This window comes from Euzebyales bacterium, assembly GCA_035461305.1.
GTDB lineage: Bacteria > Actinomycetota > Nitriliruptoria > Euzebyales > JAHELV01 > JAHELV01.
In genome coordinates, this window is sequence record DATHVN010000207.1 from 1 (window position 1) to 21002 (window position 21002).

Consider the following 21002-nt stretch of genomic DNA (forward strand, 5'->3'; position numbering starts at 1 on the left):
TGGACCTCGGCGACGGGCGCACCGAGCCGCTGGATGCGGCGCCGCTCAGGGAACCGTCTTGCGACGGGGACGGCCGGCCAGCCCGGCCGCCGCGTGCAGCAGGCACTGCGCGGCGACGTCGACCGTGCGGCCAGCGCGGTCGGCGGCGGCGTCGACCTCCACGATGTCGATGCCGGCGACGGCGGGGTGACGCCCCGCGACGAAGGCGGCGGCGTGCAGCTCCCAGGGCAGGAGCCCGCCGGGCCGGGCGCCCGGGCACGCGGGCGCGAACGCCGCGTCGAGCACGTCGACGTCCAGGTCGACCCAGATGGTCGCACAGCGTTGCGCCAGACGGTCGAGCTGGCGTAGCACGCACGCACCTACCCCCTCGGCTCGCGCGGTCTCCGCCGTGATGACGGTGATGCCCGCGTCGAGTGCCATCCGCCGGTGGACCCGCGAGTTGGTGAACCTGCCGAGTCCGATCTGGGTGACGTGTCCGCCCGGCAGGCCGTCGTCGAGCAGGCCCCGGACGGGTGTGCCGTTGGTGATGCCGGCGTGGAAGCCACGCAGGTCGTGGTGGGCGTCGAGCGTCAACAGGCCGGCGGACGCCAGGTCGGCGCACCGACCGCGCACCGCCGGTCGCGTCACCGCGTTGTCACCACCGAGCACGACCACGAGGTCGGCGGTGACACGCGCGAGCGCATCGACGATCACCGTGTGGACCTCGTCGACGGGTCGGTCGTGCAGCTCCAGATCGCCGAGGTCTCGCACCGCGACGGCGTCCAGGTCGGCGTCGTCGACGGGATCGGCAGCGGCGTAGGCGGTCGAGAACCGTGCCAGTGCACGGCGGACCGCCTCCGGCGTCGTGTGCGCCTGCGACGGCGAGAGCGACGTGACCGACAAGGGCGCACCGAGCACCACCAGCGTCGGCGCGTCCGGTGCGGTCGACCCCCCGCCGGACAGCCACGCCGAGGCCCGGGGCCACTCCGGGTCGTCCGGCACCATCACCAGATCACCCCACCTCTGAAGCGCACGATCCGTGCACGTCGGATCACCGCGTGCACCTGCGGCAGGCCCGGACGGTAGGCGAGGTACGCGGGGTCGGGTGCGTCGAGCACCACGAGGTCGGCCACCGCCCCGATCCCGAGGTGGCCGACCTCGTCACGGGCCAGCGCGCGGGCGCCTCCGAGCGTGGCCGCGCGGACCGCCTCGTCGGGGGTCAGCCCGTACCGGTGGCACGCCAGCGCAACGACGAACGCCATGCTCGTCGTGTAGCTCGACCCGGGGTTGCAGTCGGACGCCAGCGCGACCTGCACGCCGGCGTCCAGCAGCGTGCGCGCCGGAGCGGGCGGGGTCCGCGTCGAGAACTCCACCGCGGGCAGCAGGGTCGCGACGGTCGATGACGCGGCGAGCGCGTCAACGTCGGCATCGTCGACGAACGTGCAGTGGTCGACGGCGGCCGCGCCCATCTCCACCCCGAGCCGGATCCCAGGTCCCGGCCCCAGCTGGTTGGCGTGCACGCGCAGGCCGAGGCCGTGCGCGCGCCCGGCCTCGAGGACCACACGGCTCTGGTCGGCGTCGAACGCGCCGGCCTCGCAGAACACGTCGCACCAGCGGGCCAGCGGGGCACAACGGCGCAGCATCGGCCCACGCACGAGGTCGACGTAGCGGTCGGGATCGTCGGTGTGCTCAGGTGGCACCACGTGGGCACCGAGGAACGTCACATCCGCGTCGTCGACCTGACCGGCAACCTCGAGCAGCCGGCGCTCGTCGTCGACGGTCAGGCCGTAGCCGGACTTGATCTCCAGCGTGGTCGTGCCACCGTCGAGTGCCTCGGCCGACAGCCGGTGGACCGTGTCCTCGAGCGCGGTCACGTCGGCCGCGCGGGTCGCCGTCACGGTGGTCGCGATGCCGCCGGTCTCGTACGGCTCACCGGCCAGCCGCGCCGTGAACTCCGCAATGCGGTCGCCGGCGAACACGAGGTGGGTGTGACTGTCGACGAAGCCCGGGATCACACAGCGGCCACCGACGTCGACGTGGCGGTCGCCCGCCTGCTGCGGTGGGGCGCCCTGCCCGACCCATGCCACGCGCCCACCGTCGCACACGAGCGCCAGCGGGCCGCCGCTCGGCAGGCCAGGATCGTGGCTGACGAGCCGTCCGATGCCGGTGAGCACCACGCTCACCTCGAGCCACCCCCCACGGCATGCGAGACGTCGTGGCGCCATCCGTGGTGGGCCGGCCGACGATCTGAGCGCACGCCGGCGGGGCCATCGACTCGCGCGCTCACTGTGCCATCGGGATGCGCAGGCCGCGGGCACGCGTGACGTCGAGCGCGCGGTCGTAGCCGGCGTCGGCGTGGCGCATGACGCCCGTACCAGGATCGTTGGTGAGCACCCGGTCGAGCCGCTGTGCCGCGTCTCCGGTGCCGTCGGCGACGACCTGGGCTCCGGCGTGGATCGACTTGCCCATGCCAACACCGCCACCGTGGTGCACCGCGACCCATGCCGCGCCCGACGCGACGTTCAGCAGGGCGTTGAGGATCGGCCAGTCGGCTATCGCGTCGCTGCCGTCGGCCATCGCCTCGGTCTCACGGTAGGGCGACGCGACGGAGCCGCTGTCGAGGTGGTCCCGGCCGATCACGATCGGCGCCCTGACCGTGCCGCTGGCGACCAGGTCGTTGAACCGCGCGCCCGCCTCGGCGCGCTCGCCGTAGCCCAGCCAGCAGATCCGGGCGGGCAACCCCTGGAAGGCGACGCGGTCGCGGGCGAGCTCCAGCCACCGCTGCAGCGGGGCGTCGTCGGGGAAGGCGTCGGCGACCGCGCGGTCGGTGGCCGCGATGTCGGCGGGATCGCCCGACAGCGCCACCCAACGGAACGGACCCTTGCCCTCGCAGAACAGCGGACGCAGGTACGCCGGCACGAACCCGGGATAGGCGAAGGCGTCGGCGAAGCCGCCCTCGCGCGCCTCGCCGCGCAGGTTGTTGCCGTAGTCGAACACCTCGACACCGGCGTGCTGGAACCCGACCATCGCCTCGCAGTGGCGTGCCATCGACGCCCGCGCACGCCGCACGTACGCGGCAGGGTCCTTCCCGCGGAGCTCGGCGGCCTCGTCGAGCGTCAGCCCGTGCGGGATGTAGCCGTTGAGTGGGTCGTGCGCCGAGGTCTGATCGGTCACGACGTCGACGTCGACACCGCGACGCAGCAGCTCGGGGAAGACCTCGGCCGCGTTGGCGACGACGCCGACCGACAGGGCGCGGCCCGCGTCGGCCGCCGCACGGACCCGGCCGACAGCGTCGTCGAGGTCTGCGGCGATCTCGTCGAGGTAGCGGGTCTCGATGCGCCGGTGCGCCCGCGCCGGGTCGACCTCGACGCATAGCGCCACGCCGCCGTTCATCGTGATCGCCAGCGGTTGGGCACCGCCCATGCCGCCAAGCCCGGCGGTCAGGACCACCCGCCCCGTCAGTTCGCCCCCGAACCGCTGGTCGGCGAGCGCTGCGAACGTCTGGTAGGTGCCCTGCAGGATCCCCTGCGTGCCGATGTAGATCCACGACCCTGCGGTCATCTGGCCGTACATCGTCAGGCCCTGCGCCTCCAGCTGCCAGAAGTCCTCCCAGGTCGCCCAGTCGGGCACCAGCAGGGAGTTGGCGATCAGCACCCGCGGCGCGTGCGGGAACGTGCGGAACATGCCGACCGGCTTGCCCGACTGCACCAGCAGCGTCTCGTCCTCGGCCAGCTCGCGCAGGCACTGCTCGATCGCGGCGAGGCTCGCGTGGTCACGGGCGGCCTTGCCGGATCCGCCGTACACGACCAGGTCCTCCGGTCGCTCCGCCACCTGCGGGTCCAGGTTGTTGCGCAGGCAGCGCAGCGCGGCCTCCTGCAGCCATCCTCGACACTCCATGGCCGTCCTTTCAGATCGCGACCGCGTCCGCGGCCGTCAGCAGCACGCCGTCGTGCACCAGCTGGCACGCCACCTCGAGGTCGGGGGCGAGGAAGCGGTCGGTCGGCATCGGTGGGATGTACTCGCGCAGCCGGGCGATCGCAGCACCGGTGCGTGGGCCCGGCGCGATCGGCGACCTCGCCTCGACGCCGGCGGACGCGACCAGCGTCTCGATGGCCAGGATCCGTTCGAGGTTGGCCACGGACCGCCGCAGCTTGCGCCCCGCTGACCAGCCGAGCGACACGTGGTCCTCCTGCATCCCCGAGGTCGGGATCGAGTCGGTGCTCGCCGGCACCGCCAGCCGTCGGTTCTCGGCGACCATCGACGCCGCCGTGTACTGGGCGAGCATGAAGCCTGACTCCACGCCGGCCTGGTTCGCCAGGAACGGCTGGAGCCCGTGGGAGCGCGAGCGGTCCAGGATGCGGTCGGTGCGACGCTCGCTGATCGCGCCGAGCTCCGCGGACGCCAGCGCCAGCATGTCGAGCGCGAACGCCAGCGGCTGGCCGTGGAAGTTGCCGCACGACTCGATGTGGCCGTCGTCGAGCACGACCGGGTTGTCGACGGACGCGCCCAGCTCGACGTCGCGGGTCCGGGCGGCGAACGCGATCAGGTCGCGCGCGGCGCCGTGGACCTGGGGGGCGCACCGCAGGGCGTACGCGTCCTGCACCGCGTGCCGCGAGTCGCGGTGGGAGGCCAGGATCGGGCTGCCGGCAAGCCACCACCGGAGGTTGCCGGCGGCGGCCTGCTGGCCGGCGTGCGGCCGGAGGTCCTGCAGGCGCTGGGCATAGGGCCCGTCGGTCGCCAACAGCGCCTCGACCGACAGCGCGCAGGCCAGGTCGGCTGCGTCCGCGAGGCGGTGGAGGTCGACGATGGCCAGGACGAGCATCCCGAGCATGCCCTCGGTCGCGTTCAGGAGGGCAAGGCCGTCCTTGACCCGCAACCGCAGCGGCGTCAGGCCGGCCGCCGCCAGCGCGGCCGTCGCATCCACAGGTCGGTCGTGGTCGTCGCGGAGCCAGCCCTCGCCGATGAGCACCGCGCCGACGTGCGCCATCGGCGCCAGGTCGCCGCTGGCACCCAGCGAGCCGTGTTCGGGGACGTACACGCGGATGCCCGCGTTCAGCATGTCCACGAGCGCGGTGACGAGGTCGAACCGGGCGCCGGTGTGGCCGGCAGCCAGCGTCCGTGCGCGCAGCAGCGCCATGGCGCGGACGACCTCGTCCTCGACGGGAGGACCCAAGCCCGCCGCGTGGCTGCGGACCAGCGCGTGCTGGAGGCGGTCGGCGTCCTCGGGCGGGATGACCGTGTCCGCGAGCGCCCCGAAGCCGGTCGTCACGCCGTAGACGACGTCGCGGTCCGCCAGCGCACGCTCCACGGCATGGCGCGCCGGCGCCATGACGGCACGCACCCGCGGGTCGACCTCGACCCGCTCCCCGCCACGCGCGACGGCCACGACCTGTTCCGGCCGCGCCGGCGCGGACGACAGCAGCATGGCCGGAGTATACGGATGGCATCCGCTGCCACGGACCGGCGGCTCGCTCAGCTGCTGGTGCGCCGACTCGGTGATCAGGCCATCGTGTGGGTGCAGAAGCCCGCTGCGGCGTCGGTTACCATTCGCAGCCGCAGCCCGACCTTATGGTCGACCGGCGTCCCAGTGCGCGGATCCGCTGGTCAGGCGCTGCCGTCGGCGAGCAGGGCGTCGACGTCGTCGCCGGACGCGGCGTCTGCGAGTCCGGAGAAGTCGCCGTCGCCGCACAGCGCCCGGGTCACATCGCGCACGACCGCGTGCGTGACGCGCGCGAGCCGTGAGCCGATGCTGACGCGTCGCACACCCATGGCTGCGAAGTCGCTCAGTGACAGGCCCGCCAGCGCGCCGGCGGACAGCGCGTTGACCGGGCGCGCCACCGCCTCGACGATCCGCCGCTGGTCCAGGGGAGACGGCGGGGACGGCGCGTACAGCAGGGCGGCGCCGACGCGCTCGAACGCCTGGATGCGCCGGACGGCCTCGTCGACGTCGTAGGCGCCGGTCAGCATGCCGTCGGCGCGGGCGCACAGCACGAATGGATGTGGGAGCGAGCGCGTGGCATCCACGGCCGCCGCGATGCGCTCGACCGCCGCGTCGAACCCGTACGGCGGATGGCCGTCGACCATCCGCGTGTCCTCGATCGAGCAGCCCGACAGCCCGGCCTCCGCGGCGAGGCGGACGGTCTCGGCCACGCCGTCGGGTTCGTCGACGAAGCCGTTCTCCAGGTCACCGGTCACCGGCAACGGCGTCGCCCGCACGATCGACTCGGCGTGTGCCAGCGCCTCGTCGCGCGTGACGTGGCCCATGTCGGGTCGTCCGAGCGTGAAGGCGAACCCCCCGCTCGTCGTGGCCAGGGCCTGCGCACCGCACGCGGCCATCACCCGTGCCGTGCCGACATCCCACGGGTTGGGGATCACGAAGCACCCCTGCCGATGCAGCGCCGCGAACGTCCGGTGCCGGTCAGTGATCGTGTCCATGCCGGGAAGATAGCGGCCGCTCGCCAGGAGCCGTCGTCCTCGACTCGGTCGAGGAGCTCACCGACCTGCGGCCTGAGGGAGCTCACCGCCGAGGGTGACTCTGCAGTCACGGTTGAGGGCACACCCTTACCCTCTACTTCATCTTCATCTTCGCCTGTCGAGGGGCCGGCGGAGGTGACTCGGTGCCTGAGCCTCCCGGTGAGGGGCGGGGTCCCCCACCCTCGCCTGGAGGCGGAGCCGGTTGCATGTCGGCTTCGCACGCGAGTGCTACGGCGAGCCGATCAGATAACGCATCGAGCGCCGCATCACTTCCTCGCGCTGCTCGGCGGCATCGATGCCCTCGAAGCCGAAGCCGTGCAGGATCGTGTCCTCGGTCGTGACCGCTGCACCGACCTCGTAGAGCACGCCGACCCGCTCCCAGTCACCCGGGTTCGGGGCGCTGCCCTCTGGTGCGCCGATGACCTCCCAGCCACCGAGGTCTTCCTCGAACGATGTCTCGGCGATGGTGCTGCCGTCGACCGTCACCGACAGGTCGTCGACGAACACACCGAGGTCACCGGTCCCCCAGTCCGTGGCGTAGGTGAGCGACACCTCGACCTGCTGTCCCGCATAGGCGGACAGGTCGATCGACCACTGCTCCACGCCGTCGGACGGTCCAGTGGCGGCGTGCCACTCGCCGGTGGTGCCTGTCGGCGAGCAGGTGCCGTCTGCGTTGAGCGTCTGGTAGTGATCGAGGAACGGATGCAGCTGCGCGGCCCAACCGCTGGTGCACGACTGACCGGTGCCCTGCGCAGTGTGCCCGTTCTCGTCGGACAACGTCGTCCAGTCATCCGAGCCGACGGGGTGCACCTCGACGAAGAAGTAGTCCCAGTCGGTCTCGATGCGGTACGACGTCGTGAAGTCGACCGACGCCGTCGACGCCCCGGTCAGGTCGATCGTCCGTGCGAGCCTCTTGTACGCCTGGTCGTCGTGGTCCGTGGCGACCTGCCACTCGCCGGCGACGGGCTCGAACGGCGCGGCGCCTTCGGTGGTCCAGGTGGCCGACCGCCACGACTCGAACTGCGGGAACTCCTCGACGGGCAGCACGCTGCTGGTCGTCACCCACGACGCGGTGCCGGTGCCGACGTCGCCCGCACCCGGGAGTCCCTGGTTGTCGGCGCTGTCGCCGCCGTCGAGGCCCCACGTGGAGCCGTCGTACGGTGTGTCGATCCCGATGACGTCCAGCGCCTGCTGATCAGCGTCCAGCCCACCCCGACGGATGCGGACGTAGCCGCCGAAGTAGTACTGGTAGGTGTCGTTGGACAGCAGCAGGCACGTGATGCCGGTCGGGTCCGTGCAGGTCTCCGCCGGGTCGGCGTTGTCGCCGTACTGGAGCGGGAAGAACTCCTCGAACCCGTGGTTCTTGCCCGTCGCGAGGATCTTGCCGCCCTCGTTGAGGTAGTCGCGCATGTTCATGTTGACCCGGTGCGCGAGCAGGGTGGTGTCCAGGCCGCCCTGGTAGTCCGTGACCAGCTTGTCGCCCTCGTACCAGACCACTCCGTCGAAGTGGTTCAGCACGCCCAGCGGGTGAGGTGCCGGCCCCTGTGCACCGACGTCATAGACGTCCCACGTGTAGCCGCTGGCGTCCAGCGCCTCGGTGTAGTACTCGAGGTACTCGAGCTCTCCTGAGCCGCCCAGCGGCGTACCGGGGCTGTTGTCCGCGACGATGAGTACATCGGCGTCGCCGTCGCTGGCGACCGTGAAGGTGAAGCGCTCGCTCTCCACGGTGCGTGCGCCGTTGCCGGCCGTGCCGGTCCCCTCCGTCGTCTCCCTGCTCTCGGGCAGGTCCCTGGCGGTGAACCACACCTCCACCTCGTCGCCCTCGCCGATGCCCCGCACATCACCCCGGTACTCGGCGTACCAGACGTCGTTGCTGTCGCCGTAGCGTTCGCCGCCGTGCCACTCGTCGACCCGATGGACGCGCTCGCGGCCACCGTTGACCGAGTAGTGCATGCGCAGCCGAGCGTGCTCGCGCTTGGTCCAGACCGCGACCTCCTGCGGCGAGCCGTAGCTCGTCTCGAACTCGTCGACCATGAAGTCCGGCGCCGGCGTGCCGACCGGCGACTCGGGGTCCGCCGGGTCGTCGGCGGAGTCGGCGATCGCCAGCGCGAAGTCGAGGTTCTTCTCGAACTCGAACTGCACGAGCTGCTCGGAGTCGGGGAACTCGAAGCCCGACCGTCCCTGTTCGCTGCAGTAGGTCTCGCCGAACTCGTCGTCGTCGAAGTACGTCGTTGCCGTCTGGCAGGTGGCCAGCTCGGGCGTGTACGCCAACGTCCCGTACGCGGTGTGTGCGTGATCGGTGGTGTCGCCGTTGGTGATGTACAGCTCGGCCGAGAGGTCCGGGTCGTACCCCTCGATCGCGGGGTTCGCGTCGGTCCCCGAGAGCGCGATGTTGACCGCATCGTCTGGGGTCGGCGTGTCGACCTGCCACCCGACGCCGTACAGGATCAGCTCGGCCGCGGAGTGGTAGTTGACGAGGAACTCGAAGCCGACCGATGACATCAGCCCGTCGAGCGCTTGCGTCTCCGGCTCGGACGCCGGGCCGGCGCCGCGGTACGTCTGGCTCGAGAAGTCCGACGACGAGCCCTCGTTGTCGTACCCCCAGTTGGTCGGGAAGTTGCGGTTCAGGTCGACCCCGTCGTTGGTGGTGATCTCACCGTCGCCGTCGTTGTCCCGCAGGTTCTTGCGCCACAGGCGCTGGCCCTCCTCGAAGGTCCAGTCGTAGCCGTCGGGGTTGGCGACCAGCACGAACCACAGCTCCCGGTTGTCGACCAGGCGCGTGACGCGCTCGTCGTCGCCGTAGCTCTCCAGGAAGTGGCGCAGCAGCCGGCGGTTCACCTCCGTGCTGATCCACTCGCGGGCATGCTGGGTGGAGACATACAGGACGGCCGGACGCCGGCCGTCCGCGACGCGGTCGGCATCGGCCGTCACGCGCATCGCGCGGATCGGCTGGCCGTTGATGGTCTCGCCGATGGTGACGAGCTCCGTCAGGCCGTCATACTGCCGGGCGAGCAGCTGCATCTCGTCGGCGATGCCGCCGGGCTCGCTGTACGTGCGCCACACCTCGAACCCGTTGTCGGCCGCGAGTGCGGCGGCCTCCGCCGTGCTCTGCCCATTGGCGTTGCGCACCTTGCCGACCTGCAGGCCGCGTTGCTGGCGCAGCGCCCTGGCCTGCCCGTCGGTGAGCACCATCTCGATGCGGACCCTGCCCTCGCCGCGCGCCGCCTCGAGGTCGACGACGTCGTAGCCCTCGGCCCGCAGCTGGACGTCGGTCCCGATGTCGGCCGTGGTCTCGTAGAGGTCAAGGCGACCGTCGCCCTTCTGGCCTCCTCCTGCGCCCGGCGTCGCCGACGCCGACACGGGCACCAGCAACGACAGCACTGCGAGTACGACGACGAGCTTGCGCACTGATCCACCCCTGCTTCGGCCCCCGCGCGCAGCGCCTACGCGCGTTGTTGCGGCGGCATTGTGCACATGAGATGCCACGGTAGGCAAGCCTTGCATCACCAGACGATGTGATGCACAACAACCACATCGCGTTCTGCAACGGTGAAGACAGCTGAACACGCTGGTCAGGGGCGTGCACAGGTGCTGTCGCCGACGCCGTACACGTTGATCTGGTCGTCGTTGGTGACCAGCAGGACACGCCACGAGCTGGGCGGCCGCCGCAGGTAGTCCGGGATCGGCAGGCCCTCGAGGCGGCGCCGCCGCAGCGCGATCCGCGAGCGGACCAGGGCGCCGGTGCCGAGGTCCCCGATCTCGACGAAGTCGTCGCCCTCGTTGAGGTGGCGGACCTCGCCCTCCCACACGGGCGTGCCCCAGAAGGTGCGCAGGTACATCGGCACCCAGCGCGACGACGCACGCCACTGGTCCGCGTCGACCCACAGCGTCGTGCAGGTCTGCCCGTTGGTCGCCGCCCACGCCCGAAGCTCGAGCATCTGGTTGCTGCCGGTGCGCGTGTAGCCGCCGACGTCGTCGAGGTCGTTGCCGGTCAGCGCCAGGCTCACGACGGTCAGCATGATCGCGACGACGATGGCGGCCCGTCGCCCCGAGTCACCGCCCCGGCGACGCCCCAGCGCGAGGATTGCGATCACACCCCCGACGACGAGCGGTGGCAGGACCGGCAGCCAGTAACGCAGCTTCTCGGCGCGCAGGATCCGGTTGTCGAACAGCCACGCGAACTGGATCGCGGCCATCAGCAGCCCCATCGGCACGGCCGTCCACAGCGCGAGCAGGCGCAACCCGGGGGCGCGCAACCTGATCGCTGCGGCGACCAGCACGACGAACAGCGCGATGAGGATCCAGCCGGCGCGGAACTCGACCACGGACCTGGGCGGTGCCGTCAGCATCTCGATGTGGGTGTCCGGGATCACGCCGCGCCCGATCAGGCCCGTGCGCTGCGCCACGCGCCAGGGCTCCGAGGCAGGTTGGTTCAGCGCCGCCCAGATCCGCGCGAAGGGATTGCCGAGGAAGACCAGGCCCCACAGCAGCTCGAACGCGAACGCACCCCCGAGCCCCGCCGCGATCCGCAGCCACCATGAGCGCGGCAGGCGCAGGACCATGATGACCAGCGCGACCACCGGGTACCAGAACACGATGAACTCACGGACCAGGTACGCCCAGCCCAGCAGTACGCCGACGCCGACCAGCACCGAGCGGTCCACGGCCCTCAGCCGGCGCGAGACGCCGGTGCGCCGCCATTGCCACAGCAGCAGCGTCACCGCCGCCATGACCAGCGTCGCGGCCGGCAGGTCGGGCAGCAGCTGGCTGGTCTCGTCGAGCACCAGCGGGTTGGCGATGACCAGCACGCCCGACATGACGCCCGCGGTGCGCGAGTCGACAAGGCGGCCGAGCCAGTAGGTGGACGCGACCAGGGCGGCACCGGTCAGGTACGGCACGCCGTAGTAGGCCGCTTCGCTGTAGCCGAACAGGCGCGTGAGGATCCACACGGGGATGGTCAGGCCGATGCGCAGCGCCTGATGCGCCGGCCACGTGACCTGCGGCAGGTTCGCCGCGTCGACCAGGTAGTGCAGCTGGTCGGAGACCTGAGGTGGGTGCACGAACGCGCTCTGCAGCGCGGCGTAGCACGCCACGAGCGCGACGACGATGAGCCAGTCGTGCACCACGCGGGGGTGCGCCGGCTCCTGCGGTGCCGTGCGCCGCAGGCGAAGCGGTTCGAGCAGCGTTGTCACGGCGCGGCCCGCCCACCCAGGACGAGGCCGGCCCACGCGCCGACGACCGGCTCCAGCGGGGAGTGCCGGCAGACGTCGGCCTGTGCGAGCCGGCGCTCGGTGTCGCAGTCCGTCGATGCGACGCGCTCCGCGGCGTCCGCGGCGTCGCCGCGCAGCCACCGCTGCCCGTACACGCCCGCGGCGGTCTCCCGCGGCGAGATCGCCGGCACGGCACCCGACGCCATGCCCTCTGCCGGCGCCGGGTGGAACGACTCGTCGTCACACCACACGGCGTTGCCGACCGCCCACTCGCAGATCACGACGTGGGCCCGTTCCGAGCGCACCTTGCTGACCACCTCGTCGTGACGGGCGTGGCCCTGCCAGTCGTCGAGACGAGCGTGGTCAGCGCTGCGCACCGCAGGTGGTCGCTGGCCTCGGCGAGCGTGGTCAGCTCGAAGCGATCCGCCGTCACGGCCGCCGGATCCTGCTCGATGTCGGTCAGGCACACCGACCGGCGACCGGCCAGCTGCGGTCGCCGCGCGGCCTGCCGTGCGAGCGCGTACCCCCGCAGCACGAGCAGGTCGAACGGTTCGCCGCGGTAGAGGCGCTCGAGCTCGTCGCATGCCTGCGCGGGTGCGTGCGACCGCCCGGTCGTGGCGCCGACGAGGCGCAGGCGGGATGGCGCCGCGAGCTCGGTCGTCACGAGATCGCGGCGCTCGGGAGCCTTGCGCAGCACAGTCAGGCGGGCGCGCTCGTGGGGCGTGCAGGACCTGGGCGAGGGAGGCGAGCCAGATCGCGGAGCCGTCGATGAGGTTGACGTTGACGTCCCCGTACAGCGCGATCCTGATCGGCCGCACGCATCCTCCCTGGCCCGCTGTGCCGTCAGCGCGATCATCCCCGCGCAGTGTTCCATAGGAAGGTGGGTGACACAGCGGTGGTGCGCCCGCCGCGCAGCGAATCGCCTCCGTTAGGTCATTGCCCATCGTGTGGTGCGTATCGGGAGATAGCCTCGGTCCGCGAACCGAGTTGTCGGGGGCTCGTAAGAAAGCCCACGCCCCACGCACCATGCATGGTCACAAACACTGCAGGCAACCTTGCCGTCACGTTCAGTGGTAGCGTCCGACCGACCACCGCGGTCGCGAGCAGCACGCCGCAGCCGTAGCCGACCGCGGGCAGCCACCCCCACGGGCGGCCCGCCAGTGCCACGACCGTCCCCGCCGCGCAGGCGACGCCGGTGGCCGGCGCCACGACCTGGCGTGACCGCAGCGACCCGGGATGCCGGCGCGCCACCACACGACGCCAGCGTCCGTACTCGAAGTACTGCCGCGAGAGCGCGCGCAGCGATCCACGTGGCCGGTACCGCACCCGCAGCTCCGGCGAGAACCACACGGTCCCGCCGGTCTGGCGGATGCGCACGTTCAGCTCGCTGTCCTGGGTGCGTACGAGCGTCTCGTCGAAGCCGCCCACACGTTCGAGCGCCGACCGACGGAACACGCCCAGGTAGACCGTGTCGACCGCCCCGGCCGGACCACCGTAGTGGAACCGCGCGTCGCCGGTGCCGAAGCGAGACGACATTGCCGCCGCGACCGCCTGCTCGAACGGCGTCACACCCTCGGCCGCCATGATCCCGCCGACGTTGTCGGCGCCGGTCTCGACGAGCAGCTCCACCGCTCGCCGCAGGTAGCCGGGCGGCAGCACCGCATGTCCGTCGACGCGCGCCACGACCGTGCCCGACGACGCCGCGATCGCGGCGTTGAGCCCGGCGGCGGTCAGGCCCGAGGGGTTGTCGACGGCCGCGACGCGCGCATCACGGCCGAGCTCGGCGAGGATCTCGCCGGTGCCGTCCTGTGAGGGTCCCAGCGCCACCGTGAGGTCGAGCCGACCCGGGTACTGCTGGGCCAGCACCGAGCCAACCGCGTGCTGCAGGTGGCGGGCCTCGTTGCGCACCGCCATCACGACGGACACGTGCGGCCATGCACCGTCGCCGGCGCCGGCCGCCGACCGTCCCGCGATCTCGTCGTCGCGCGGCGGCGTCATCGGCTCGCGCGCGGCCGGCATGGTGTCCTCGTCTGCATGTGTGTGTCGGATCTGCGTGGGCCCCACCGCTCGCTGACGCTCGGCTCGGGGCAACCCCCGGAGGGGTGCACTGGCCCTCAATCTAGCGATGGCGGTCGTGCGGGTCGCCACGACCCTTGGACGTGACGACCCGCGACCGCGCGCCCTGCCGCGCCAGGCGGGACTGCCCCTTCGGGCCCCAGAGCGCCTAGGGCACGGCGACCAGGACAGCCGCGCCCGGCCCGCACGGCGCGGTGAACGACGACACCGGGCTCGTGTCGGGCGCGAGCCGCAACGCCGCGAGCGGGGATGCAGATGCGACCGAATGCCGGCCGGGACCGGGAGCCAGACCCTAGCACTTGCCCTGGTCGTCGGGGTCGGCGTTGATGTACTCCGGGCGGGGCGGAACCTTCTTCTGTCGTGCCGGCTCGGACTGCTCGACACCGGCGACGTCGATCAGGTCGGGGTCGACATCGCGGTTGAGGATGACCGACACCGCGTCGACCGACTCGTCGAGCTCGAGGACCGCGTCGGGGAAGGCCGCGACCTTCAGTGACTGGGCCTCCGTGAGCCTGCCGGGCGGGTAGGCGATGACCACACCGTCGGGCTCGGGGCGGACGGTGTCGGTCGCGGTCCTGATCGCGACGCCCGCGTTGGCCAGCACGTCGGCGGTGTTCGTCGCGAGCCCCGTGACGTTCGACGCGTTGAGCATTGACACCGGCGCCAGCTCGTCGGCGGGGATCTTCGGCTCCGGGTCGGGCGAAGCCGACTCGGTCGGCTCGTCCGCCGACGCCTCCCCCAGGTATTGCGCGAGCGTGCCCTGCTTGAAGGCGCGCAGCAGGTCCTCGGTGCCGCTCCTGACCGGGATCTCGTAGAAGACGCCGGTCGAGCTGTCGGTGACAGTTGGGATCGTCCCGAGCGTGATGTCGTCGGACTCGACGCTGCGCAAGGTCAGCGCGAACTCCCGCATCGTGCCGACGCCCAGGCTGTCGTCGACCGTCAGCAGCTCGCCGATGCTGTCGACCAGCTGGAAGAGCCGGACCGGGTTGGCGAGCACGCTCAAGCTCGTGGCGCGGTCCGCGAGCTCCTTGAGGAAGCGCTGCTGGCGCGCGATGCGGCCGAAGTCGCTGTCGACGCGCGTGCGCACGAAGCCGAGGGCGTTGCGGCCATCGAGCTCGACGCAGCCCTTGGGCAGGTCGACGTGCGCCTTGGGGTCTGTCATCGGCTTCTCGAGGTACATCGGCACGCCGCCGACGGCGTCGACGATCTTGACGAAGCCCTCGAAGTTGACCTGGACGTAGTGGTCGATCCGGATGCCCGCGACGTCGCGGACGGTCTCGACCAGGCAGTCCGCGCCCCCGTTGTACCAGGCGGCGTTGATGCGCTGGCGCGAGCCGTCGCAGATCGTCACGAGCAGGTCGCGGGGAAAGTTGATCCCGGTGATCTTGTTGCCCTGTGGGTCGATGCGCAGGACCATGATCGTGTCGGTGCGGTGTCCCTCGCGGTCACCGGTGCCGAGGTCCCGGAACTGCTTGCTCAGGTCGTCGCCGGAGTCGTCGCCGACCACGAGCACCGTCTGGGCCTTACTGAGGCCCTGCGGCTCGGACGCGCCCTCGGACACCGGCGGTTGACCGAGGGTGTCCAGGGCGATCCTGGTGCCCATCAGCTCGTGGCGCCCCTGCCAGACGAGCGCGCCGACGGCGAGCGCGACGCCGACCGCGAAGCACAGGACGACGGTGACCACGCGCCGCAGGATCGCCCCGATGCGACGTCGACGAGGCGGTGGGCCGGCCGCAGGCAGCCACCCACCGTCACGTCGCATGTCAAAGAAGTCGGACAGCCCTTCGCCTTCCGTCCGGGGACCGTCCATGGGAGGTCCGGCCGCCCCCGGGCCCGCCCGACCGGACGGGATCGTCACTGGTAGGAAGCTAGCACGTCCCAACCAGCACCAAGGGGAGACACATGGACCATTCACCCACCACCACGCTGGCCGACGTCATCCGAACAGAGACCCGCGAGCGCCAGGACCGTCCGTTGTTGACCGTCTACGACGACACGGTCGGCGCGCGCACGGAGCTGTCCTACGCGACGGCCGACAACTGGGCGGCCAAATCGGCCAACCTGCTGGTCGAGGGGCTCGACCTTGGCGCCGGCACCATCGTCGCGCTGGACCTCGACGGGCACTGGACCGCGGGTGTATTGACCCTGGCCTGCTGGAAGGCGGGCATCGCCGTCACCGGCCATGATGCCGCCACGACCGCCGACGTCGTGTGCTGTCACACGTCGCGGCTGGCGGCGCATCCGTCCGGACCGCTGCTCGTCGTGGGCGACGGACTGCGCGCCGAGCCGTTGGAGCCCATCGCGCCACGCGGCGACATCGTTCTGCTCGGCGAGGACGTCCACGCGTTCGCCGACGACCACGACGGCCCGGACGTGCGAGCCACGACGCCGGCGCTGGTGACCGCGACGGCGACGCTTGATCACGCCGCGGTGCTCGAGCGCGCGGCGGCGTGGCGGGACGCTGTGGGCGGCGGCACGCGCGTCGGGCTGGCGGGCGCGCTCGACGGCGTCGTAGGCCAGCTGCTGCTGGCCGGCGTCGTGACGGCCGGCGGCAGTGTGGTCGCCGATCGCCCGGTCCCCGACAGGCCGCGCTGGCAACGGTGGGCGACCGAGCGGGTCACTGTTGCGGCCGGCGCACCCGCGGCGCTGGCCGACGCCCCGGCCGGGGTGGCCACGATCGCGCTCGAGGCCATGGACGGTGTCTGACCGCGGCGCACGGGACGGCCGGGTCAGGGCATCGCCGCATCGTGGGGAGCCTGCTGCCCGTGTGCGTTGAGCCGGCGGAGCCGCTCGGAGCGCAGCTCCCTGCGGATGCGCGCGTGCTCCTGGCGCCTGCGGTCCTCGTCGGTCTCAGGGTGCAGCGCGGGTACCGCCGTCGACCGCCCGTCGTCGTCGAGCGCGACCATCAACAGGTAGGCGCTGGTCGTGTGCCGGCGGTCGCCGCCGCGCCACGACTCGGCCTCGACGCGCACACCCACCTCAAGCGACGACCGGCCGACGCCGTTGACCCGCGCCATGACGATCAGGACGTCGCCGACGTCGACCGGCTCGAGGAACGACAGGCCGTCGATCGCGGCGGTCACGCACACCTTGCCGCTGTGGCGCGCAGCGGCGATGCCGGCGGCCGAGTCGACCGCCCGCATGACCACGCCGCCGTGGACCTTGCCGAGCTGGTTCGAGTCGGTGACCTCCATGGTCCGCGCCAGGACGACCTCGCTGGCCCGCGGTGTCCTCGTCGGCCGCGTCACGACAGGCGGCCCAGCAGCTGGCGTGCGATCACGACTCGTTGGATCTCCTGTGTGCCCTCGTAGATCTGTGTGATCTTGGCGTCCCGCATGAAGCGCTCCACGGGATAGTCCTTCGTGTAGCCGTAGCCACCGTGCAGCTGAACGGCGTCGGTCGTGACCCTCATCGCGACGTCGCCTGCCTTGAGCTTGGCCATCGAGCTGTACAGCGTGAGGTCGTCGTCGCCGCGGTCCGCCTTCGCCGCGGCCGAGTAGACAAGCTGTCGCGCCGCCGAGGTCTCGGTGACCATGTCGGCCACTATGAACTGCACCCCCTGGAACGCGCCGACCGGCCTGCCGAACTGCCGCCGTTCGGCCACGTACGCGGTCGCTGCGTCGATCGCACCCTGCGCGATGCCGACAGCCTGGGCACCCACCACCAGGCGCGTGTGGTCGAACGCCTGCATGGCGTACGTGAACCCGCGGTCCTGCTCGCCGAGGAGGCGGTCGGCGGGGATCCGGCAGTCGTCGAAGTGCACCTGGCAGGTCGGCGAGCCCTTGATGCCCAGCTTGTCCTCGGCCTTGCCGACCGAGAAGCCGGGGTCGTCGTGGCGCACATAGAAGGCGCTGACGCCGCGCGCGCCCGCGTCGGGGTCGGTCTTGGCGAGCACGGCGAAGGCCGACGACGCGCTGGCCATCGAGATCCACGTCTTCGTGCCGGACAGTACCCACTCGTCGCCGTCCCGCACGGCGCTGGTGCGCATCGCCGCCGGGTCGGAGCCGGCCTCGGCCTCAGAGATGCAGTACGAGATCAGGTCCTCACCCGACGCGATCGCGGGGAACCAGCGCTTCTTCTGCTCGTGGCTGGCCGCCATCAGCAGCGGCATGCTGCCCAGCTTCTGGACCAGAGGGATCACCGAGGACGAGGCACACACGCGTGCGATCTCCTCGACCATCAGGCAGAACGTCAGCGTGTCGGCGCCCGACCCCCCGTACTCCTCCGGGATGTGCAACCCGAGCAGACCGTTCTCGGCGAGCGTGCGGGCCACGTCCCACGGGAACTCGCCGGTCGCATCGATCTCGGCGGCGCGTGGCGCGATCCTGTCGGTGCAGATGGCACGGACCACCTCGCGGAACGCGAGGTGCTCCTCGGTCAGTACGAAGCCGTCAGGCATGGTCGCCGCCCTTCCCTCGGGACTGCCCGCAGGCTACCCGTCCAGCCGGTGTCGCAGGGTCGCGAGCGACCCGCGGACGCGCGGGATGCAGGTTGCGGCGCGCCGGCGGACCGTGCGGTGGCGTGCCCCGCGCACGCGCCGCGTCCGCGACCCGAGCGGCTGGCCTAGACTGCGCCATCGTGGGCCGCCTGCGGATGCTCGGACCTGCCGTGCGTCGCATGCTGGCGCACTGGTCGAACGAGCGCGCCACCCTGCGCCAGGGAGTGACCGCCCTGACGATCTGCGTCACGGTCACCCTGTTCGCCGGCATCATCCTCGGTGCGATGGAGGGCGTGCTCGAGGAGACGCCCGGCCTGCTGGTGCTCGTGCCGTCCGCAATCGGGATGCGCGGCGCGATCTTCGGTGCGCTGGCGGCCCGGCTGGGCACGGGCATGCTGACCGGCCAGTTCACGACGAGCCTGCGCCGCGGCAGCTTCACCGCGGCCAACGTCGAGGCGGCGCTGCTGCTGTCGATGATCACGGCGGTCGCTACGGCCGCGCTGGCATGGGGGACGTCGGGGCTGTTCGGGCTCGAGACGATCGACGTACTCCAGCTGGTGATCGTGTCGTCGGTCGGCGCCGCCGTCGCCAGCGTCGTGGTGCTGGCGGTCACGCTGCTGCTCGCCCGCACTGCGCAGGCGCGCAGCTGGGACATGGATGCGATCGGCACCCCCGCGATCACGGCGACCGCCGACATCTCGACGCTGCCGGCGTTGCTGCTCGGCGTGCTGCTGCTTGGCAACCCCGCCCTCCACGTCGTGCTCGGCGGCCTCCTGCTGGGCGCCGCCGTAGGCGCACTCGTGTTGGGGTTGCGCAGCCCCAGCCAGCTGACACGCCGGGTGATGCACGAGAGCCTGCCCGTGCTCGGCTACGCGGCGCTCATGGGCGTCCTGGCGGGCACCGTGCTGGAGACACGACTGGAGACGCTGGTCACCGACCCGGCCCTGCTCGTGGCCGTGCCGCCGTTCATCGCCTCGTCGGGGGCGCTGGGCGGCATCCTGTCGGCGCGCCTGTCGTCGCACCTGCACGTCGGCCTGATCGAGCCGGCGCGCGCGCCGGATGCGCCGGCCGCGCTGGAGGGCAGCCTGACGCTGGTGCTCGCGGTCGTGGGGTTCACCGTCGTGGGCGTGGCCACCTGGATCGGCGCGTCGGTGTTCGGCATCACTGCACCGCCCGCGTGGCAGCTCGTCGCCGGGCTGGTCAGTGGTGGGCTGCTCGCGGCGGTGCTGCTGTTCTTCGTCGGGTACTACGCCGCCACGGCGTCGTACAGGTTCGGGCTGGACCCGGACAACTCGTCGATCCCGATCGTGACGTCGAGCATGGATTTTCTCGGAATCCTGTGCCTCGTGGTCGGTATATCTCTGGTAGGACTCGGATGACGATCTCAGGTAACGATGCGGCGGGTCACCCCCTCGCCGCGAGACGTGCGGCGTCAGCCGCGAGGCTCGGCCACGAAGCGGTGGGTCACGGATAGGCATGCGCAACCTCAAGGATCTGCTTACTGACGCCAAGGACGCGTCGGAGCTCATGGTCGACCTGGCCTACGCCGCGGTCTTCTTCGACGACGACGACCTGGCCCGTGAGGTCATCCACCTCGAGGAGCGGATGGACGAGGCCGTCCACGAGATGCGCATCGTGTGCATGCTCGCCAGCCGGTCGCCCGACGACGCCGAACACATGGCCGCGATCCTAGCGATGGCCAACTCGATGGAGGAGATCGCCGACGCGGCCGAGGACGTCGCGCGCGTCGTGCTCAAGGACCTCGGTGTCCCGAGTGAGCTGCGGGACGACCTGCGCCACGCGGAGGAGGTCATGGCTCGCGTCAAGCTGCGCGACGGCAACGTGCTGTCGAACCGCACGCTGGCCGACGCCATGCTGCCCAGCGAGACCGGCATGTGGATCATCGCGCTGCGCCGCGACGTCGACTTCATCTACGGGCCCGACGGCGACTTCGTCCTCGCCGACGGCGACGTGCTGATCCTCCAGGGACCCCCTGAGGGCGTCGACCTCGTGCGGGAGCTCGCCGGCGGCGATGCCTTCGGGCTGCGCCCACCGGCCCAGGAGGGCCGGCTGACCAACCTCGACCGCGCCGTCGACCTGCTGATCGAACTCAAGAACGTCGCCGAGGTCGCGGTCGGCATGGCCTACTCGGCCATCCTGTTCCGCGACGCGGGGCTGGCGGCCGAGGTCGGCCGGCTCGAAGACCGTTGCGACGACCTGTACTACGACCTGCAGCGCTGGGTGCTCCGAGCCGCCGGCGACCTCGACGACGACGAGATCGACGAGCTGCGCGGGCTCATGGAGATCGGGCTGTCCAGCGAGCGCATCGCCGACGCGGCGCAGGAGATGACCCGCATCGCCGAGTCCGACGACGACCCCCACCCGGTGATCGCAGCCGCCCTCGCCGCCGCTGACGAGATCGTCACCGACGCCGTGGTCCACCAGGGCTCCGCAGCCGAGGGCTCCAGCCTGCGCGAGCTGTCGATCGAGACCGAGTCCGGCATGTACGTCCTGGCGATCAACCGCGACGGGCGTTGGATCTACCGGCCGCGTGGCTACCGGGCCCTGGTCGTCGGCGACCGCCTGTTGGCGACCGGCCCGGAGGAGGGCGTCGAACTCCTGCGAGGGCTCACCGGTGACCCGCGCCCCGCGGTCCCCGAGGACGGCTACGGCGTGTGATGTCCCCGCTCGCCCGACACGGTGGCGTGAAGTCGTGCATCCGGCGAGCCGCCTGCGGACGAAGCACCTTGTCGGCGCGCTGAACAAGACCAAGAGATCACCGTCCGGGCGCCGAACGACCGCGCGTTCACACGCCTCGCCCGCGA

General features: G+C 71.7%; 16 protein-coding genes. 3 read left to right on the plus strand and 13 right to left on the minus strand.

What is annotated here, in order from left to right; translation table 11 throughout:
* Positions 1-45 precede the first annotated feature (45 nt).
* The 11 genes from VK923_18790 to VK923_18840 form a co-directional block, all read right to left on the minus strand.
* The gene (locus VK923_18790; protein ID HSJ46729.1) at positions 46-984 is read right to left on the minus strand and encodes an arginase family protein; all 939 of its coding nucleotides are present in this window, start codon (positions 982-984) and stop codon (positions 46-48) included.
* Positions 984-2162 (minus strand): imidazolonepropionase, encoded by a 1179-nt coding sequence (hutI, locus tag VK923_18795; GenBank protein ID HSJ46730.1) that lies wholly within the window; start codon positions 2160-2162, stop codon positions 984-986. The genes VK923_18790 and hutI overlap by 1 nt, the downstream gene beginning before the upstream one ends.
* 100 nt (positions 2163-2262) lie before the next feature.
* Positions 2263-3876 (minus strand): urocanate hydratase, encoded by a 1614-nt coding sequence (gene hutU, locus VK923_18800; GenBank protein ID HSJ46731.1) that lies wholly within the window; start codon positions 3874-3876, stop codon positions 2263-2265.
* A 10-nt stretch (positions 3877-3886) separates the two neighbouring features.
* Positions 3887-5404, minus strand: a complete 1518-nt coding sequence (hutH, locus tag VK923_18805; protein ID HSJ46732.1) for a histidine ammonia-lyase — start codon at positions 5402-5404, stop codon at positions 3887-3889.
* 179 nt (positions 5405-5583) lie between these two features.
* Positions 5584-6414, minus strand: a complete 831-nt coding sequence (locus tag VK923_18810) for an isocitrate lyase/phosphoenolpyruvate mutase family protein (protein ID HSJ46733.1) — start codon at positions 6412-6414, stop codon at positions 5584-5586.
* A gap of 267 nt (positions 6415-6681) precedes the next feature.
* Positions 6682-9861, minus strand: coding sequence for a M14 family zinc carboxypeptidase (locus VK923_18815; protein ID HSJ46734.1), 3180 nt, complete (start codon positions 9859-9861; stop codon positions 6682-6684).
* A 164-nt stretch (positions 9862-10025) separates the two neighbouring features.
* Positions 10026-11645: a hypothetical protein gene (locus VK923_18820; protein ID HSJ46735.1), complete on the minus strand. Its 1620-nt coding sequence runs from the start codon at positions 11643-11645 to the stop codon at positions 10026-10028.
* Positions 11642-11968 carry a hypothetical protein gene (locus VK923_18825; protein ID HSJ46736.1) on the minus strand — a complete coding sequence of 109 codons (327 nt, stop codon included), beginning with the start codon at positions 11966-11968 and terminating at the stop codon, positions 11642-11644. Before VK923_18825 ends, VK923_18820 begins: the two co-directional genes overlap by 4 nt.
* Entirely contained in the window at positions 11941-12327 is a 387-nt protein-coding gene (locus VK923_18830) for a hypothetical protein (GenBank protein HSJ46737.1), read from the minus strand. The genes VK923_18825 and VK923_18830 overlap by 28 nt, the downstream gene beginning before the upstream one ends.
* A 269-nt stretch (positions 12328-12596) precedes the next feature.
* Positions 12597-13682, minus strand: coding sequence for a glycosyltransferase family 2 protein (locus tag VK923_18835; protein HSJ46738.1), 1086 nt, complete (start codon positions 13680-13682; stop codon positions 12597-12599).
* A gap of 349 nt (positions 13683-14031) precedes the next feature.
* Positions 14032-15549 (minus strand): LCP family protein, encoded by a 1518-nt coding sequence (locus VK923_18840; GenBank protein HSJ46739.1) that lies wholly within the window; start codon positions 15547-15549, stop codon positions 14032-14034.
* A gap of 92 nt (positions 15550-15641) precedes the next feature.
* On the opposite strand from VK923_18840, the gene VK923_18845 reads away from it, so the two are divergent.
* The gene (locus VK923_18845) at positions 15642-16445 is read left to right on the plus strand and encodes a TIGR03089 family protein (protein ID HSJ46740.1); all 804 of its coding nucleotides are present in this window, start codon (positions 15642-15644) and stop codon (positions 16443-16445) included.
* Positions 16446-16468: 23 nt separating this feature from the next.
* Here VK923_18845 and VK923_18850 read toward each other — a convergent pair whose 3' ends face one another.
* Both VK923_18850 and VK923_18855 read right to left on the minus strand, forming a co-directional pair.
* Positions 16469-16933 (minus strand): acyl-CoA thioesterase, encoded by a 465-nt coding sequence (locus tag VK923_18850; protein ID HSJ46741.1) that lies wholly within the window; start codon positions 16931-16933, stop codon positions 16469-16471.
* Positions 16934-16983: 50 nt separating this feature from the next.
* Positions 16984-18138 (minus strand): acyl-CoA dehydrogenase family protein, encoded by a 1155-nt coding sequence (locus tag VK923_18855; GenBank protein HSJ46742.1) that lies wholly within the window; start codon positions 18136-18138, stop codon positions 16984-16986.
* A 218-nt stretch (positions 18139-18356) separates the two neighbouring features.
* On the opposite strand from VK923_18855, the gene VK923_18860 reads away from it, so the two are divergent.
* Positions 18357-19556 carry a magnesium transporter gene (locus VK923_18860; GenBank protein ID HSJ46743.1) on the plus strand — a complete coding sequence of 400 codons (1200 nt, stop codon included), beginning with the start codon at positions 18357-18359 and terminating at the stop codon, positions 19554-19556.
* A gap of 97 nt (positions 19557-19653) precedes the next feature.
* Complete coding sequence (locus VK923_18865) at positions 19654-20856, plus strand: TrkA C-terminal domain-containing protein (GenBank protein ID HSJ46744.1); 1203 nt, start codon at positions 19654-19656, stop codon at positions 20854-20856.
* Positions 20857-21002: the final 146 nt, after the last annotated feature.